This window comes from Pseudomonas sp. AC169, from assembly GCF_979258515.1.
The window spans coordinates 1238508-1254070 of sequence record NZ_OZ409866.1 but is presented as its reverse complement, the minus strand read 5'-3'; the positions used below and the strand labels follow the sequence as shown (position 1 = coordinate 1254070).

17 protein-coding genes are annotated in these 15563 nt (G+C 58.1%); 8 read left to right on the top strand and 9 right to left on the bottom strand.

Annotated features, from left to right (window positions below; translation table 11 throughout):
* Positions 1-140: 140 nt before the first annotated feature.
* From ACZZ0G_RS05635 to ACZZ0G_RS05625, 3 genes are all read right to left on the bottom strand, one after another.
* Positions 141-896 (bottom strand): DeoR/GlpR family transcriptional regulator, encoded by a 756-nt coding sequence (locus ACZZ0G_RS05635; protein WP_007916700.1) that lies wholly within the window; start codon positions 894-896, stop codon positions 141-143.
* A gap of 95 nt (positions 897-991) precedes the next feature.
* A complete protein-coding gene (gene glpK / locus ACZZ0G_RS05630; RefSeq protein ID WP_077574371.1) occupies positions 992-2494 on the bottom strand; it encodes a glycerol kinase GlpK in 1503 nt (500 codons plus the stop codon).
* Between the two features lie 77 nt (positions 2495-2571).
* Positions 2572-3423 carry an MIP/aquaporin family protein gene (locus ACZZ0G_RS05625; protein WP_158955184.1) on the bottom strand — a complete coding sequence of 284 codons (852 nt, stop codon included), beginning with the start codon at positions 3421-3423 and terminating at the stop codon, positions 2572-2574.
* A 362-nt stretch (positions 3424-3785) separates the two neighbouring features.
* Between ACZZ0G_RS05625 and ybaK the strand changes: the two genes are divergently transcribed.
* Positions 3786-4256, top strand: a complete 471-nt coding sequence (gene ybaK / locus ACZZ0G_RS05620) for a Cys-tRNA(Pro) deacylase (RefSeq protein WP_463555570.1) — start codon at positions 3786-3788, stop codon at positions 4254-4256.
* 95 nt (positions 4257-4351) lie between these two features.
* Entirely contained in the window at positions 4352-5134 is a 783-nt protein-coding gene (locus ACZZ0G_RS05615; protein WP_463555569.1) for a PhzF family phenazine biosynthesis protein, read from the top strand.
* Positions 5135-5253: 119 nt separating this feature from the next.
* Here ACZZ0G_RS05615 and ACZZ0G_RS05610 read toward each other — a convergent pair whose 3' ends face one another.
* A complete protein-coding gene (locus ACZZ0G_RS05610) occupies positions 5254-6363 on the bottom strand; it encodes an ABC transporter ATP-binding protein (RefSeq protein WP_463555568.1) in 1110 nt (369 codons plus the stop codon).
* On the bottom strand, positions 6360-7280 hold the full coding sequence (argF, locus tag ACZZ0G_RS05605) for an ornithine carbamoyltransferase (RefSeq protein ID WP_100845205.1): 921 nt from the start codon (positions 7278-7280) through the stop codon (positions 6360-6362). The genes ACZZ0G_RS05610 and argF overlap by 4 nt, the downstream gene beginning before the upstream one ends.
* 404 nt (positions 7281-7684) lie before the next feature.
* Between argF and ACZZ0G_RS05600 the strand changes: the two genes are divergently transcribed.
* The 3 genes from ACZZ0G_RS05600 (at position 7685) to grxD (ending at position 10654) form a co-directional block, all read left to right on the top strand.
* Positions 7685-7975: a hypothetical protein gene (locus ACZZ0G_RS05600; protein ID WP_038369077.1), complete on the top strand. Its 291-nt coding sequence runs from the start codon at positions 7685-7687 to the stop codon at positions 7973-7975.
* Positions 7976-8109: 134 nt separating this feature from the next.
* Positions 8110-10215, top strand: coding sequence for a molybdopterin oxidoreductase family protein (locus ACZZ0G_RS05595; protein WP_463555567.1), 2106 nt, complete (start codon positions 8110-8112; stop codon positions 10213-10215).
* A 97-nt stretch (positions 10216-10312) separates the two neighbouring features.
* Positions 10313-10654, top strand: coding sequence for a Grx4 family monothiol glutaredoxin (gene grxD, locus ACZZ0G_RS05590; protein WP_007916674.1), 342 nt, complete (start codon positions 10313-10315; stop codon positions 10652-10654).
* A gap of 194 nt (positions 10655-10848) precedes the next feature.
* Here the strand turns inward: grxD and bfr are convergent, their stop codons facing one another.
* Positions 10849-11322: a bacterioferritin gene (gene bfr, locus ACZZ0G_RS05585; RefSeq protein WP_038369075.1), complete on the bottom strand. Its 474-nt coding sequence runs from the start codon at positions 11320-11322 to the stop codon at positions 10849-10851.
* Between the two features lie 201 nt (positions 11323-11523).
* Positions 11524-11742 carry a bacterioferritin-associated ferredoxin gene (locus tag ACZZ0G_RS05580; protein WP_003227725.1) on the bottom strand — a complete coding sequence of 73 codons (219 nt, stop codon included), beginning with the start codon at positions 11740-11742 and terminating at the stop codon, positions 11524-11526.
* A 314-nt stretch (positions 11743-12056) separates the two neighbouring features.
* Here ACZZ0G_RS05580 and ACZZ0G_RS05575 point away from each other — a divergent pair, with 314 nt between their 5' ends.
* From ACZZ0G_RS05575 to ACZZ0G_RS05565, 3 genes are all read left to right on the top strand, one after another.
* Positions 12057-12659, top strand: coding sequence for a peroxiredoxin (locus ACZZ0G_RS05575; protein WP_003227723.1), 603 nt, complete (start codon positions 12057-12059; stop codon positions 12657-12659).
* 227 nt (positions 12660-12886) lie between these two features.
* Positions 12887-13345: a Panacea domain-containing protein gene (locus ACZZ0G_RS05570; protein WP_463555566.1), complete on the top strand. Its 459-nt coding sequence runs from the start codon at positions 12887-12889 to the stop codon at positions 13343-13345.
* 2 nt (positions 13346-13347) lie between these two features.
* On the top strand, positions 13348-13761 hold the full coding sequence (locus ACZZ0G_RS05565) for a hypothetical protein (RefSeq protein ID WP_463555565.1): 414 nt from the start codon (positions 13348-13350) through the stop codon (positions 13759-13761).
* A 55-nt stretch (positions 13762-13816) separates the two neighbouring features.
* On the opposite strand, the gene rnt is transcribed toward ACZZ0G_RS05565, so the two are convergent.
* Entirely contained in the window at positions 13817-14494 is a 678-nt protein-coding gene (rnt, locus tag ACZZ0G_RS05560) for a ribonuclease T (protein WP_007916667.1), read from the bottom strand.
* Complete coding sequence (gene pyrC / locus ACZZ0G_RS05555) at positions 14491-15537, bottom strand: dihydroorotase (RefSeq protein ID WP_007916661.1); 1047 nt, start codon at positions 15535-15537, stop codon at positions 14491-14493. The genes rnt and pyrC overlap by 4 nt, the downstream gene beginning before the upstream one ends.
* Positions 15538-15563: the final 26 nt, after the last annotated feature.

The window sequence follows — 15563 nt, the reverse complement described above, 5'->3', positions numbered from 1 at the left end:
ATTGAAAAAACTCATCGAAGGGTGGGGAAAGGAAAATTTTCGAACATTAAAAGCAAAAGATCGCAGCCTTCGGCAGCTCCTACATTGGGTCACCTGACCTGTAGGAGCTGCCGAAGGCTGCGATCTTTTGATCTTGGGGGTTAAACGACTTCTAGCCGAATCTTGTGCTGGCTCAACAACTGCGCCAACGCCGGCACAGGCTGCTGATCGGTCACCAAACAATCAATCAGACTGATCGGCCCCAACCGGATCATTGCGTTGCGCCCGAACTTGCTCGAGTCGGCTGCCAGAATCACCTGCCGCGCATTGGCGATGATCGCCTGCGAAACCCGTACTTCCTGATAATCAAAGTCGAGCAAACTACCGTCTTCATCAATCCCGCTAATCCCGACCAGCGCGAAGTCCACCTTGAACTGATTGATGAAATCCACGCTCGCCTGACCGACCACACCGCCGTCACGGCGCACGTTGCCACCCGTCAGCAGCACATCGAAATCATCCTTGGCGCTGAGCATCGACGCCACGTGCAGGTTGTTGGTGATGATCTTCAGATGATTGTGATTGAGCAGGGCGCGGGCAATCGATTCGGTCGTGGTGCCGATATTGATGAACAGCGAGGCGTGATCGGGAATCTGTGCGGCGATGGCTTCACCGATGCGTTGTTTTTCATCGCGCATCTGATCGGCGCGCATCGCATAGGCAGTGTTTTCGACGCTGGAATCGTAGGCGGCGCCGCCATGGTAGCGACGCAGCAGATTGGCTTCCGCGAGCTGATTGATGTCGCGGCGGATGGTTTGCGGGGTAACAACGAACAGCGTGGCCATTTCCTCGATGCTCACATAGCCGCGTTCGCGGACCAGCTCGAGGATTTGCTGCTGACGGGGAGGCAGATTCATGGGGCTTCCTTTGGGCTGCCGTGCAAAATTTGCCCATGATGCCGCAGGAATCCGCTCCCTACCAGTTAGTTGCCTATCAGTCTCTGAAGGTTGGCTTATTCAGCGTCTTCACGCGCCCAATCACGGGTACGACTGACGGCTTTTTTCCAGCCCTTGTACAGCTTCTCCTTTTCGGTTTCGTCGAGGCTCGGCTCGAACTCGCGCTCGATCACCGCTTTGCCGCGCAGTTCTTCCAGGCTGCCCCAGAAACCGCACGCCAGACCGGCCAGATACGCCGCGCCGAGTGCCGTGGTTTCGCGCATTTGCGGACGCTCGACCTGCGTGCCGAGGATGTCGGCCTGGAACTGCATGAGGAAGTTATTCGCCACCGCACCGCCGTCAACGCGCAGGGCTTTGAGGCGTTCGCCGGAATCCTGTTGCATGGCGTCGAGCACGTCGCGGGTCTGGTAGGCGATCGATTCCAGCGCGGCGCGGATGATGTGATCCACGCGCACGCCGCGCGTCAGGCCGAACAATGCGCCACGGGCATACGGGTCCCAGTACGGAGCACCGAGACCGGTGAATGCCGGTACCAGGTACACGCCGTTGCTGTCCTTCACTTTATTGGCGAAGTATTCGGTGTCGTGGGCGTCGTTGATGATTTTCAGTTCATCACGCAGCCACTGCACGGTGGAACCACCGTTGAACACTGCGCCTTCCAGTGCGTAAGCAACTTCGCCACGCGGGCCGCAAGCGATGGTGGTGAGCATGCCGTGTTGGGATTTCACCGCTTTGTCGCCGGTGTTCATCAGCAGGAAGCAGCCGGTGCCGTAGGTGTTTTTCGCTTGGCCCGGCTCGACGCACATCTGGCCGAACAGTGCGGCTTGCTGGTCGCCGGCGATACCGCCGATGGCGATGCCGCTCTTGGTACGGCCGTAGATTTCCGAAGAAGCCTTCACTTCCGGGAGCATTTCGCGCGGGATGTCGAGGATCTCGAGCATCTTCGAATCCCACTCCAGCGAGTGGATGTTGAAGAGCATGGTGCGCGAGGCGTTGGTGTAGTCGGTGACGTGTACTTTGCCGCCAGTGAATTTCCAGATCAGCCAGCTATCGACGGTGCCGAACAGCAGCTCGCCGTTGCGTGCACGCTCGCGGCTGCCTTCGACGTTGTCGAGGATCCACTTCAGTTTGGTGCCGGAGAAGTACGGGTCGGTGACCAGGCCGGTGTTGTCGCGGATGTACTCTTCGTGGCCATCGCGCTTGAGCTGCTGGCAGATCTCGGTGCTGCGGCGGCACTGCCAGACGATCGCGTTGTACACCGGGCGGCCGGTGGTCTTGTCCCAGACCACGGTGGTTTCACGCTGGTTGGTGATACCGATGGCTGCAACCTGGTCGTGATGCAGGCCGGCCTGGGCCAGCGCTTCAACCATCACCGCGCTCTGGGTGGCGAAGATTTCCATCGGGTCATGTTCGACCCAACCGGCCTGCGGGTAATGCTGAGCGAACTCGCGCTGCGCGGTGCAGACCACGTTCGCATCGCGGTCGAAAATGATCGCGCGGGAGCTGGTCGTACCCTGATCGAGGGCAATGATGTAGTTCTTATTCTGAATGTCGGTCATGTCGATTGCCTTGGACGAAATAAGGGAGAGTGGGCCGTGGCGCAGGCTCTATAGGGCAGGAGCCTGCGCCGACTGTTTCAAGAAGTTCTTGGTTTGCCGTCAATGGCCGGTTCTGCATCCTTTGTAGCAGGTGTGGCGCCGGTCAGGTGACGGGCGATGAGCCCGCGATACCCGGCAGCGCCGAGGCAGGCACCGACAATCGGTGCAAAAATCGGAATCAGGAAATACGGAATATCACGGCCGCCAGTGAAGGAAATTTCACCCCAACCTGTGAAGAAAGTCATCAGTTTCGGACCGAAGTCACGCGCCGGGTTCATCGCGAAACCGGTCAGCGGGCCCATCGAACTGCCGATCACCGCGATCAGCAGGCCGATCAGCAGCGGCGCCAGTGGGCCTCTCGGCAGGCCATTGTTGTCGTCGGTCAGCGACATGATCACGCCCATCAGGATCGCGGTGATGATCATCTCCACCAGGAACGCCTGAGCGGTCGAAAGCACCGGGTTCGGGAAGGTCGAGAATACCGAGGCCAATTCAAGGCTGGCGGCCGAGCCGCGAACCATTTGGTGAGTTTGTTCGAAATCGAAGAACAGATTGCTGTACAGCGTGTAAACCAGCAGCGCGCCGCAGAAGGCGCCCGCGATCTGGGAAAGGATATAGAACGGCAGTTTGCGCTTTTCGAAGTCAGCGAAGATCGCCAGCGCGATGCTCACGGCCGGGTTCAGGTGCGCGCCGGAAACGCCGGCGGTGAGGTAGATCGCCATGCTCACGCCGACGCCCCAGATGATGCTGATTTCCCACAGTCCGAAGCTGGCGCCCGCGACCTTGAGCGCGGCGACACAACCAGTGCCGAAAAAGATCAGTAGAGCCGTACCCAGAAACTCGGCCATGCATTGGCTTGAGAGCGTTGGTTGCTGTAAAGCAGTTGTCATTGAAAACCTCGGTTTTTGTTGTTGTCTGGCGCAATGCCGTCAGGGCAAGGCGCGATTTTCTCCAAGTAGGAATCCCCATTCCGTCCTCGGTTTACTGCTGAGTGCTGCGATGATGATAATTCTTACATTATTCAGATTCGAAAAAATATAGACAAGAAACAAACCTGTCAAAGGTCGAAAGTGAACCATCGGTCACAATAAAACTATTCGTTGCGTGAATGATCCTTCGCGCTCGTCGCAGGCTGGATCGCTTGAAACAGCTGCAAGCCACGGGAAACGCGGCTTGGAATAGAGCCTTTTGAGATGTGATCGCCTAGAATCCGACGCAGTATTTTTCTGTCACTGCCGAGCCTGGAGCTGCCATGACCCCTGCGTTGGACTTGTTGAAAAAAGTTCGTGCCGAACATCGCGTGCACAGTTACGAACATGACCCAAAAGCCACATCGTATGGGCTGGAGGCCGCAGAGAAACTGGCACTTGAACCGGCACAGGTGTTTAAAACCCTGCTGGCGGCCAGTGAAAAAGGTGAATTGCTGGTGGCGGTGGTGCCGGTCGTCGGAAGCCTCGACCTCAAAGGTCTGGCGCATGCGGCAGGGGTGAAAAAGGTCGAGATGGCTGACCCGGCAGCGGCGCAGCGCTCCACCGGTTATTTGTTGGGCGGGATCAGCCCATTGGGGCAGAAGAAACGCCTGCGCACCTTCATCGATAACTCGGCTCAGGGTTTTGCGACTATTTATGTCAGTGCCGGCCGGCGCGGGCTGGAAGTTGAATTGGCACCTGCCGTGCTCGCCGAATACACCCAGGCGAAATTCGCCGACATTGGCCGCGCATAACCGTTATCGCTGTATGCAGAAAATCGGCAGGTTTTGTCACTGGCGCTGAGCGCCTTACGGTTGCATGCTCTGCCGCCTGACTTAGGGAGAAGGTTATGCAGCTCGAGTTTCATCAGGTCGACGCGTTCAGTGATCGGCCATTCAGTGGCAATCCGGCGATGATTTATCGACTGGATGCGTGGCTTGCGGATGAGCTGATGCAGCAGATCGCCGCTGAGCACAATCTGGCGGAAACCGCGTTTCTGGTCCGAGAAGGGGCGGCGTGGCATATCCGCTGGTTCACCCCGACCACTGAAGTACCCTTGTGCGGGCACGCTACGCTGGCCAGCGCACATGTGTTGTTCGAGATCTACAAAGAAACCGCCGAACGTATCGACTTCACCAGCAAATCCGGGCCGTTGAGCGTCAGCCGTGAAGGGGGGCGCTTGTGGCTGGATTTCCCTTCGATCGTGCCGTCCGAGATTGGCGTGACCCTGGATGTCGAACGGGCGCTGGGTGTTGCAGCCGTTGATGTGCTTGGCTCCAACGAGCTGTTTGTGGTGCTGGAATCGGAGCAGGCAGTGCTCGATTGCCAACCGGACATGGTCGCGTTGGCCAAACTGCCGTGGCTGGGCGCGATCGTCACGGCGCGGGGCAATCAGCACGACTTCGTCTCGCGCTATTTCGCACCGGCGATCGGCATCAATGAAGATCCGGTGACCGGCTCGACGCATTGCAGCCTGATTCCGTATTGGTCGAAGCGTCTGGGCAAAACGAGCCTCACCGCATGCCAGCGTTCGGCGCGGGGCGGGGAGCTGTTCTGTCGGTTGGAAGGTGAGCGGGTGAAGATTGGCGGGCATGCGACGTTGGTTGCGAGCGGTACATTGTTGTTGGGCTAGCCCAAAAACACCTGTGGGAGCGAGCCTGCTCGCGAATATGGTCGGTCAGTCAAATCATCTGTGACTGATAGATTGTATTCGCGAGCAGGCTCGCTCCCACAGTTTTGATCCAGGGCGGATCAGAGGGCGGTGCTATAGCGGCGGACGCCGTTTTCCACTGCCGGGATTTGGGCGGCGGTGCTGCCGGAAGCCTGGAACAAGACCAGATGCTCAGCAGCAACCCGAATCCCCACCTCCGCCCCCACCTGATGATCGGCGTGGCTCGGGAAAATCGATTCCAGCTGCGCACCCGTCGGCAATTGCAGGCGATACAGGGTCGACGCGCCAAGGAACGTCTTGCCGACGATTCGCGCATTCAACGCACTGTCCGGCGCATAAACGATGTCATCCGGACGCAGCAACACATCCACCGCGCCGCCAATCGGCCAGGTGTAAGCCCGATTGCCGCGCAGCTCGCCCAGTTCAGTCTGCACCGATTCCGGGCTGCCGAGCTGGCCGCGAATGAAGTAACCCTGTCCGATAAAACTGGCCACATAGGGCGTTGCCGGTTCGTGATACAGGTTGTACGGCGTGTCCCATTGTTCCAGTCGACCTTCCTTGAACACCCCGACGTGATCGCTGACGGCGAAGGCTTCTTCCTGGTCGTGGGTCACCAGAATCGCGCTGGTGCCACGGGCCTTGAGGATGTCGCGCACTTCATGACTGAGCTTGCGCCGCAATTCGCCATCGAGGTTGGAGAACGGCTCGTCGAGCAGCAGCAATTGCGGCTCCGGCGCCAACGCACGGGCGAGGGCGACGCGCTGTTGCTGGCCGCCGGACAACTCGTGCGGGAAGCGTTTGCCAAGGTTTTTCAGGTTGACCAGTTCGAGCAGCTCTTCGGTCACTCGCGCCTTGTTCGGGTGCTTGCGAATACCGAAGGCAATGTTGTCGGCGACGCTCAGGTGCGGAAACAGCGCGTAGTCCTGAAACACCATACCGATCCGGCGTTTCTCCGGCGCCAGAGTGAAACCGGCGCTGGAAATGGTTTCGCCGCCGAGGGTGATTTCACCTTCGTGTACCGGTTCGAAACCGGCAATTGCGCGAAGGGTGGTGGTCTTGCCGCAGCCGGACGAGCCGAGCAGGCAGCCGATGTCACCGGCGTTGAGGTGCAGATTGAGGTTCTGCACCACACGTTGATCTTGATAGCCGCAAGCGAGGTTGCGCAGGTTCAGCAGTAATTCATGACTCATGCGTGGTGATATGCCGGTTCGACGAGGAACTCGAGCAGGGCCTTTTGTGCGTGGAGACGGTTTTCTGCCTGATCCCAGGCGACGGAGCGCGGGTCATCAAGCAGGTCGAGGCTGATTTCTTCGCCACGGTGTGCCGGCAGGCAATGCATGAACAGCACGTCCTCGGCAGCGAGGTCGAGCAACGCACGGTTGACCTGAAACGGCGCGAACAGCTTGAGGCGCTTGGCAGTTTCCTCTTCCTGACCCATGGAAGTCCAGACATCGGTGCTTACCAGATGCGCGCCGCGCACGGCATCCTGCGGATCACGGACGATGGTCACACGATCGCCAGCCTTGGCGACGAACTCAGGGTTTGGCTCGTAGCCTTCCGGGCAGGCGATGCGCAACTGGAAGTCGAACTGGATCGCCGCTTCTATATAGCTGTTGCACATGTTGTTGCCGTCGCCGATCCAGGCCACGGTCTTGCCCTGAATCGAGCCACGGTGCTCAAGGAACGTCTGCATGTCGGCCAGCAACTGGCACGGGTGCAGGTCATCGGACAGGCCGTTGATCACCGGCACGCGCGAGTTGGCGGCGAATTCGGTCAGGGTGCTGTGGGCAAAGGTACGGATCATCACCGCGTCGAGCATGCTCGACATGACGATGGCGCAGTCGCCGATCGGCTCACCACGGCCCAGTTGGGTGTCGCGCGGCGACAGGAAGATCGCCTGACCGCCGAGCTGGATCATGCCGGCCTCGAAGGAGATCCGGGTGCGGGTCGAGGATTTCTCGAAGATCATGCCCAGCACGCGGTTTTTCAGAGGCTCGAACAGTACGCCGCGGTTACGCAGGTCCTTGAGCTCAACGCCTCGACGGATCACGCTGACCAGCTCTTCGGGCGTGCAATCCATCAGGGAGAGAAAGTGCCTTGCGCTCATGATTGACTACCTTTTTGCTACAAACCGCAGATGCTCAAAGCCTTGTTTAACGGAACAACGGGCGAGACCTGCGGCGTAAGCCGCACGGGGCGACGAAATAGGGGAAGGCGCGATATTGACACTAAATGTCGCGTTTTTCCAATGGGCTACGGTTTTTGCGGAAATCGAAGGGCGCACTGGATGTTGCAGTCGCGCATTTGAAGTCGGGTTCGGGACAGCAGCGAGTCCCTTTGTACACTGGCCTCGCGGGGCTTGGCAATGCGCCGTGGCGGGGATCGAGTCGCTTGGGTCGGTTTACGACCGTGGCGGCATGCCATCACTTGGTCGGATGCTCAGGTTGAAACATTTGCTAAAGCAAAGTGCTGGGTTATAAATAAGTTTCGAGCGACGCAGGAAGCCTCCGCATGGAATCGAAAGAAAAACTGTTAATGGAATTGCTGGGCCACACGGCTCGTTCTCTGACTCACCTGACCGCATCTGTCACCTCAATGTCCTTCGAGTTGCTGCGCAGCGAAGACGAGGTGGTGAAAACCGCCGGCCGGCACATGATCGACCGTATGGCGACCATCAGCGCCGGTCTCGACGAACACTGGCGATTGATCGGCGAACTCACCGGCGTGCACGTCGCCCACGAGCAGATCGAAACCATCCAGGAAATTCAACTGGCAGCACCGCCACAGCTGCCGTCGAGTTGAGCGCGGCGTTCTATCGGCACACCTGATAACCGTCGATTCACAAGACGAACGTCGCTGGCGCATGACCTGCGCCGGGGCCATAGTTTTGTTCCCGCGGGCCTGATTGCCTGCCCAGAACAAGACAGAGACTGGCCATGACCAAGACTCTCCATCACCGTGCCTGCCACCTGTGTGAAGCCATTTGCGGTCTGACCATCGAAACCACTGAAACGGATGGCAATGTCGCGATCACCTCAATCAAGGGTGATGCGCTCGACACGTTCAGTCGTGGCCACATTTGCCCCAAAGCTGTGGCCCTGCAAGATATCCAGAACGATCCCGATCGCCTGCGCCAGCCAATGCGCCGTGTGGGCAGTGAATGGCTGCCGATTGAGTGGGACGAAGCGTTTGCGCTGGTTGCCGAGAAACTGGCGGCGATTCAGGAGCGTCATGGCCAGAACGCCGTGGCGGTTTATCAGGGCAACCCGAGTGTGCATAACTACGGGCTGATGACCCACAGCAATTATTTCCTGGGGTTGTTGAAGACGCGCAATCGCTACTCGGCGACCTCGGTCGATCAGTTGCCGCATCACCTGAGCAGTTACTTGATGTACGGCCACGGCTTGCTGCTGCCGATTCCGGACATCGATCACACCGATTTCATGTTGATCCTCGGTGGTAATCCGCTGGCGTCCAACGGCAGCATCATGACCGTGCCGGACGTCGAGAAACGTCTGAAAGCGATTCAGTCACGCGGCGGCAAAGTAGTGGTGGTCGATCCACGGCGCAGCGAGACGGCGGCCATGGCTGATCAGCATCTGTTTGTGCGCCCGGGTGGCGACGCGGCGTTGTTGTTTGGTGTGCTCAACACACTGTTTAGTGAAGGCCTGACCCGCGACAGTCATTTACCGGTCGATGGTCTGGACGAAGTGCGCGCCGCAGTCGCCGCGTTTACCGCTGAAACCATGAGTCCGTTGTGCGCCGTTCCCGCTGAACAGATCCGCCAGTTGGCACGCGACTTCGCGGCCGCGCCGAGTGCTGTCTGCTACGGGCGCATGGGCGTTTCGACGCAGGCCTTCGGCACGTTGTGCCACTGGGTGGTGCAGTTGATCAATCTGGTCACCGGCAACCTCGACCGGGTTGGCGGCGCGCTGTGTACCGAACCAGCCGTGGATCTGGTGGCGTCCACCTCAGGCGGGCATTTCAACAAATGGCAGAGCCGTGTCTCGGGACGTCCTGAATACGGCGGTGAATTGCCGGTCTCGGCGCTGGCTGAAGAAATGCTCACCGAAGGCGAGGGCCAGATTCGTGCGTTGATCACCGTTGCCGGCAACCCGGTGCTGTCGACGCCTAACGGACGGCAACTGGAACAGGCGCTGGACGGTCTGGAGTTCATGGTCAGCATTGACCTGTACATCAACGAAACCACGCGTTATGCCGACCTGATCCTGCCGTCGACCTCGGCGCTGGAAAACGATCATTACGACACCACGTTCAACCTGTTCGCGGTGCGCAACGTCACCCGCTTCAACCGCGCGATCCTCGCCAAGCCGGAGGGCGCGTTGCATGACTGGGAGATCTTCGTTGGCCTGGCCAAGGCGTTTGCCGAGAAGACCGGCAAGGAGCTGAAACCGACCATGCCACCGGCGAAGATGATCGACATGGGGCTGCGCATGGGCCTTTATGGTGATAACGCTGAGCAAAAACTCTCGCTGGCAACGCTGTTCGATCATCCGCACGGGATTGATCTGGGGGCGTTGAAAGCGAATCTGGCGCAGCGCCTGAAAACGCCTGATCAACACGTGCAGGCCGCGCCGCCCGAGATACTCGCTGACCTCGCGCGCTTCGCTGCGTTGCAGGCACCCGCCGCTGATGAACTGTTGATGATTGGCCGCCGCCATGTGCGCAGCAACAATTCGTGGATGCACAACTACCACCGTCTGGTGAAGGGCAAACCCCGTCACCAGTTGTTGATGCATCCGGACGATCTCGCCAGCCGTGGCCTCAACGATGGTCAATTGGTGCGCGTCAGTTCGCGGGTCGGGCAGATTGAAGTCGAGGTAATCGGCAGTCTGGACATGATGAAAGGTGTGGTCAGCCTGCCGCACGGCTGGGGTCATGCGCGGCCGGGTGTGCAAATGGCAATTGCCAGTAGCCAGCCCGGTTCTAGCGCAAACGATCTGACCGATGACTGCCAGCTCGACGAGTTGTCTGGCAACGCGGCGTTGAATGGTGTGCCAGTGACGGTGGCGGCGGCTTGATCTAGTCTGACGGGGAGACCGAGCATGGCGCTCGGGATTCCGTTACAATGCGCCACCGTGCCGACCCATGAGTCGGAAAGTTCAGCCGAGGTGCTCCATGGATATCATCGAAACGATTAAAGAGCAGATTGCCAACAACACCATTCTGCTTTACATGAAAGGCTCGCCGAATGCCCCGCAGTGCGGCTTCTCCGCGAAAGCTGCGCAGGCTGTCATGGCCTGTGGCGAAAAGTTTGCGTACGTGGACATCCTGCAGAACCCGGAAATCCGCGCCAACCTGCCGAAGTACGCCAACTGGCCGACTTTCCCGCAACTGTGGGTCGGCGGTGAGCTGGTCGGCGGTAGCGACATCATGACCGAGATGGCTGCAGACGGTTCGCTGCAAACCACCATCAAGTCGGCTGTTGAAGCGGCTGCGGCGAACAAGTCCGAAGCCTGATCCGGCTTTTGTGGGAGCGAGCCTGCTCGCGAATGCTTTCTGCCGCTGACGACGTTGTCGGCTGACATGACGCTATCGCCAGCAGGCTGGCTCCCACAGGGATTACGGTATTGACCGCAATCCGGGCAATAAAAAGCCCCGCGCCTCGAAAGAGGGCGGGGCTTTTTAGTGTCTCGAATTTAGCGGGCGCTAACTTACTCTTCGCCCATCTGCGATTGCAGATAGTTCTCAAGACCGATCTTGTCGATCAGGCCCAGTTGGGTTTCCAGCCAGTCGATGTGTTCTTCTTCGGATTCGAGAATGTCTTCGAGCAGTTCGCGGCTGCCGAAGTCGCCCACGGTTTCGCAATGCGCGATAGCGGTCTTCAGGTCAGCGTGACCGGTCTTCTCGATACGCAGATCGCACTCCAGCATTTCCTGGGTGTGCTCGCCGATGTGCAGCTTGCCCAGGTCCTGCACGTTCGGTAGGCCTTCGAGGAACAGGATGCGCTTGATCAGCTTGTCCGCGTGCTTCATCTCGTCGATGGATTCTTTGTATTCGTGCTTGCCGAGCTTGTTCAGACCCCAATCTTCATACATGCGCGCATGCAGGAAGTACTGATTGATCGCGACCAGCTCATTGGCAAGGATCTTGTTGAGATGCTGGATGACTGTAATGTCGCCTTTCATGATCGGAGTCCTGCCCTGTATTAGCTGTATATAAGGCGGAGTTTGAGCTTCGTACTTATAAGTGTCAAACCTAAGTTATTGAATAATATATGAAAATTAATCGGAATAAGAATGTTTGTGTTCCGCGTCTGGAGCCTAAGCAATTGATTTACAGGCATAAAAAAACCGGACATAAGTCCGGTTCTTTGAAATGGGGTGTTATTACGCAGCAGTAAATTCTACCGGATAGGGGATCGCGGCCTGGGCGGTTTGCAGCTTGGTCAGGGTTTCGCGAACGACTTCCTTGGCAAGGCAGGCACATTTGCCGCATTGGCTGGCGACGCCAGTAGCCTGGCGAACTTCTTTATAGCTGCAGCAACCTTCATAGATCGCTTCGCGGATCTGTCCGTCGGTGACGCCAGTGCAGAGACAAACATACATAAGTGAGAACCGTCGCTGGTTGTGACTCAATTGCGATGGATCTTAATGTTAACGAGAATGATTGTCAAAGTGCTTTCGGAACGCTTCAGCTGATTAACAGCCATGACTGACGAACGGTATTTGCTGGCGATTTGCCTGGCCCCGTAAATGCAGCGCCGTTCTGCGCCTGCTTTGAAAAACCGTTAAGGACAGGCCAAATTGGCAGTGTATGATGGTCGGCCCTTGCGAAGGGGGTTCGTGTCACAGGGCTGTCGCCTGAGGGTGGCAGGCTGGCGCGGACCCTGAACTTCAAGTTTTTACACCAGGAGATATCAATGAGCGTACTCGTAGGCAAACAAGCCCCTGACTTCACCGTCCCGGCCGTACTCGGCAATGGCGAGATCGTTGACAGCTTCACCCTGTCCTCGGCCATCAAAGGCAAATACGGCCTGGTGTTCTTCTACCCACTGGACTTCACCTTCGTCTGCCCGTCCGAGCTGATCGCTCTGGACAACCGCATGGCCGACTTCAAGGCACGCAACGTTGAAGTGATCGCTGTGTCGATCGACTCGCACTTCACTCACAACGCATGGCGCAACACTCCAGTGAACAATGGCGGCATCGGTCAGGTGAAATACACCATGGCTGCCGACATGAAGCACGACATCGCCAAGGCTTACGACGTTGAGTCGGAAGGCGGCGTAGCGTTCCGTGGCGCGTTCCTGATCGACGACAAAGGTGTTGTCCGCTCGCAGATCATCAACGACCTGCCACTGGGTCGTAACATGGAAGAGCTGATCCGTCTGGTCGACGCTCTGCAATTCCACGAAGAGCACGGTGAAGTGTGCCCTGCCAACTGGAAAAAAGGCGACAAAGGCATGAACGCTTCGCCAGAAGGCGTTGCGGCTTACCTGACCGAGAACGCTGCTGCCCTGTAAGGCGCAACGTCGAGGCACAAAAAAACCGGCCCAAGGGCCGGTTTTTTTGTGCGCGGGATTATAAGAAGCAGCCGCCGGCATTATTTGTTTCAAATGCCCGAAATAAATACTGGATGACTGAACAGTGGTTGGATAGGGTGGTGGTCGAGCGATAACCGGGTACGAGTGCGATGCCCTTGGCCTCAATCGCGCCTGACTTCAGTAAAAGCGGTGCAATGGATTGCATGATGCAGAAGGGGATTCAAATGCCGAGTAGCTTGGACGTTGCGGATTATTTCCTCAGCCTGGAAGGGTATGAGGGCGAGATTTCCAATCTCAAGATTCAAAAAATGGTTTATTACGCTCAAGGGTTCAGTCTGGCCGTCCATGGCGAGGCTCTCTTCCCTGAAAAGCTGGAAGCGTGGATGCACGGGCCAGTGGTTCCAGATCTGTATCGAAGATTCAGCCAATTTGGATCGAGTGCCATTCCTCCTCCAAATGATTTCAACCCCGATGTTTTCAGTGCCAAACAACAAAGTCTGCTCAACGAAGTGTTCGACGTTTATGGCCAATTCTCGGCGTGGAAACTGCGCCAGTTGACGCATGAAGAGACCCCTTGGCGTAGCAACTTCAAGGAGGGTGAGTTCAGCCGAGAAATTCCCGCCTGCGAGATGCAGGAGTATTTCCGGGAGCATTTGGTGAACTGAAAATGGCCAAGTTCAAGCGCAGGGAGCGCGAAGCGACGGTTACAGTAACGGCACGGACGTCCACCATCGAAATGGATTCATCGGAAGCGCGACCTCCGGTTTTCTCATTTGAGTATTTGCAGAATGGCTGGTGCATTCAAGATTGCGAGGCCGTCGAGCGGTCGAAAATGCTTGAGCGTCTCAGGATACTGGGAAAGATGCCATGGAGAGAATTGCGCAAGGAGCATAGGCATCGCTATGGGTGTGAAACAATTGAGAGAAACAGCCTGAAAGTGGGGATTCCTGCTTTTTTAACAGGTGATGTCAGATTGTTGGTGTTTCGGGCTTTCGAACGTGTAGCAATGGTGGGTTACAAGAACCATCGGGTATTTTACGTCGTATGGATTGACCGAGAATTTAAGCTCTACAAGCATTAAAAAAAACCGGCCCAAGTGGCCGGTTTTTTTATGTGCGGGATTTACTCAACGAGGATCAGTCGTCGAAATCTTCCCAGCCGCCCATCTGTTTCCAGCGGTTGACGATGCCACAGAACAGCTCAGCGGTTTTCTCAGTGTCGTAACGCGCCGAATGCGCTTCACGGCCGTCGAAGTCGATGTCCGCTGCCTGGCAGGCTTTCGCCAGTACAGTTTGACCGTAGGCCAGACCGGCCAGGGTCGCGGTGTCGAAGCTGGAGAACGGGTGGAACGGGTTGCGCTTCATGTCCAGACGCGCGACCGCAGCGTTGAGGAAGCCGAGATCGAAGCTGCTGTTGTGGCCGACCAGGATCGCGCGCTTGCAGCCGTTGGCCTTCAGCGCTTTGCGAATGCCACGGAAGATGTCGGTCAGCGCGGTTTCTTCGCTGACCGCCATGCGCAGCGGGTGATCCAGCTTGATCCCGGTGAACTCCAGCGCCGCTGCTTCGATGTTGGCGCCTTCGAACGGCTCAACGCGGAAGAAGTAGGTGTGATCGGGGTAAACGAAACCCTTTTCATCCATGGCGATGGTCGTCGCAGCAATCTCCAGCAACGCATCGGTGGCGGAGTTGAAGCCACCGGTTTCTACGTCGACGACAACCGGCAGGTAGCCGCGAAAGCGTGCTGCCATCGGGTGACGGGAACCGCCACCACCACTTTGACCGTCCAGTTCGTCGTCGAAATGGTCTTCACTCACGCGTGTTCCTCCAGCAGGCGCCAGCGCAGCTTTTCACCGGCGCGCAGCGGGATAACGGTCAGCTCGCCAAACGGCAGGCTGGTCGGGGCGGTCCATTCTTCACGAACCAGGGTGATGCGATCGGTGTTCGCCGGCAGGCCATAGAAACGCGGGCCGTTGAGGCTGGCGAAGGCTTCGAGCTTGTCCAGCGCGTTACGCTGTTCGAAGGCTTCGGCGTACATCTCGATGGCGGCGTACGCGGTGTAGCAGCCGGCGCAACCACAAGCGGCTTCCTTGGCGTGCTGAGCGTGCGGCGCCGAGTCGGTGCCAAGGAAGAACTTCGCACTGCCACTGGTGGCGGCGTCGAGCAGGGCTTCCTGGTGCGTATTGCGCTTGAGGATCGGCAGGCAGTAGAAGTGCGGCCGAATCCCGCCCACCAGCATGTGGTTGCGGTTGTAGAGCAGGTGATGCGCGGTGATGGTCGCGCCAACGTTGGCCGAAGCCTCGTTGACGAACTGCACGGCATCGCCAGTGGTGATGTGTTCGAACACCACTTTCAGCGTCGGGAAGCGCTCGACCACACGACGCATGTGCTCATCGATGAAAATCTTTTCGCGGTCGAACACATCGACGTCGCCACGGGTGACTTCACCGTGGATCAGCAGCGGCATGCCGACTTCGGCCATGGCTTCGATCGCCGGCAGAATCTTGTCGATGCTGGTCACGCCGGAATCGGAGTTGGTGGTCGCGCCGGCCGGATACAGCTTGGCGGCGTACACGAAACCGCTGGCCTTGGCCTCACGAATTTCTTCGGGCTGGGTGCGGTCGGTGAGGTACAGCACCATCAGCGGTTCAAAGCGACTGCCGGCCGGGCGGGCAGCGAGAATCCGCTGGCGATAGCCGTCGGCTTCAGCGGCGTTGCGCACCGGAGGTACCAGGTTGGGCATGATGATCGCGCGGCCAAAAGTGCGCGCAACATCGGCAACGGTATTGGTCAACACGGCACCATCGCGAAGATGAATGTGCCAGTCGTCGGGACGCAGCAGGGTCAGGCGGTCGGACATGAGGGGATTCCAGGCGGGTCAAACTG

Excerpts from the sequence above, each read along its gene's own strand:
- ACZZ0G_RS05595 (WP_463555567.1), top strand. The coding sequence starts at position 8,110 with ATGACCAAGACTCTCCATCACCGTGCCTGCCACCTGTGTGAAGCCATT.
- ACZZ0G_RS05615 (WP_463555569.1), top strand. The coding sequence starts at position 4,352 with ATGCAGCTCGAGTTTCATCAGGTCGACGCGTTCAGTGATCGGCCATTC.
- ACZZ0G_RS05625 (WP_158955184.1), bottom strand. The coding sequence starts at position 3,423 with ATGACAACTGCTTTACAGCAACCAACGCTCTCAAGCCAATGCATGGCC.
- ACZZ0G_RS05580 (WP_003227725.1), bottom strand. The coding sequence starts at position 11,742 with ATGTATGTTTGTCTCTGCACTGGCGTCACCGACGGACAGATCCGCGAA.
- ACZZ0G_RS05570 (WP_463555566.1), top strand. The coding sequence starts at position 12,887 with ATGCAGAAGGGGATTCAAATGCCGAGTAGCTTGGACGTTGCGGATTAT.
- ybaK (WP_463555570.1), top strand. The coding sequence starts at position 3,786 with ATGACCCCTGCGTTGGACTTGTTGAAAAAAGTTCGTGCCGAACATCGC.
- ACZZ0G_RS05635 (WP_007916700.1), bottom strand. The coding sequence starts at position 896 with ATGAATCTGCCTCCCCGTCAGCAGCAAATCCTCGAGCTGGTCCGCGAA.
- pyrC (WP_007916661.1), bottom strand. The coding sequence starts at position 15,537 with ATGTCCGACCGCCTGACCCTGCTGCGTCCCGACGACTGGCACATTCAT.
- ACZZ0G_RS05600 (WP_038369077.1), top strand. The coding sequence starts at position 7,685 with ATGGAATCGAAAGAAAAACTGTTAATGGAATTGCTGGGCCACACGGCT.
- ACZZ0G_RS05610 (WP_463555568.1), bottom strand. The coding sequence starts at position 6,363 with ATGAGTCATGAATTACTGCTGAACCTGCGCAACCTCGCTTGCGGCTAT.
- ACZZ0G_RS05575 (WP_003227723.1), top strand. The coding sequence starts at position 12,057 with ATGAGCGTACTCGTAGGCAAACAAGCCCCTGACTTCACCGTCCCGGCC.
- argF (WP_100845205.1), bottom strand. The coding sequence starts at position 7,280 with ATGAGCGCAAGGCACTTTCTCTCCCTGATGGATTGCACGCCCGAAGAG.
- ACZZ0G_RS05565 (WP_463555565.1), top strand. The coding sequence starts at position 13,348 with ATGGCCAAGTTCAAGCGCAGGGAGCGCGAAGCGACGGTTACAGTAACG.
- grxD (WP_007916674.1), top strand. The coding sequence starts at position 10,313 with ATGGATATCATCGAAACGATTAAAGAGCAGATTGCCAACAACACCATT.
- glpK (WP_077574371.1), bottom strand. The coding sequence starts at position 2,494 with ATGACCGACATTCAGAATAAGAACTACATCATTGCCCTCGATCAGGGT.
- bfr (WP_038369075.1), bottom strand. The coding sequence starts at position 11,322 with ATGAAAGGCGACATTACAGTCATCCAGCATCTCAACAAGATCCTTGCC.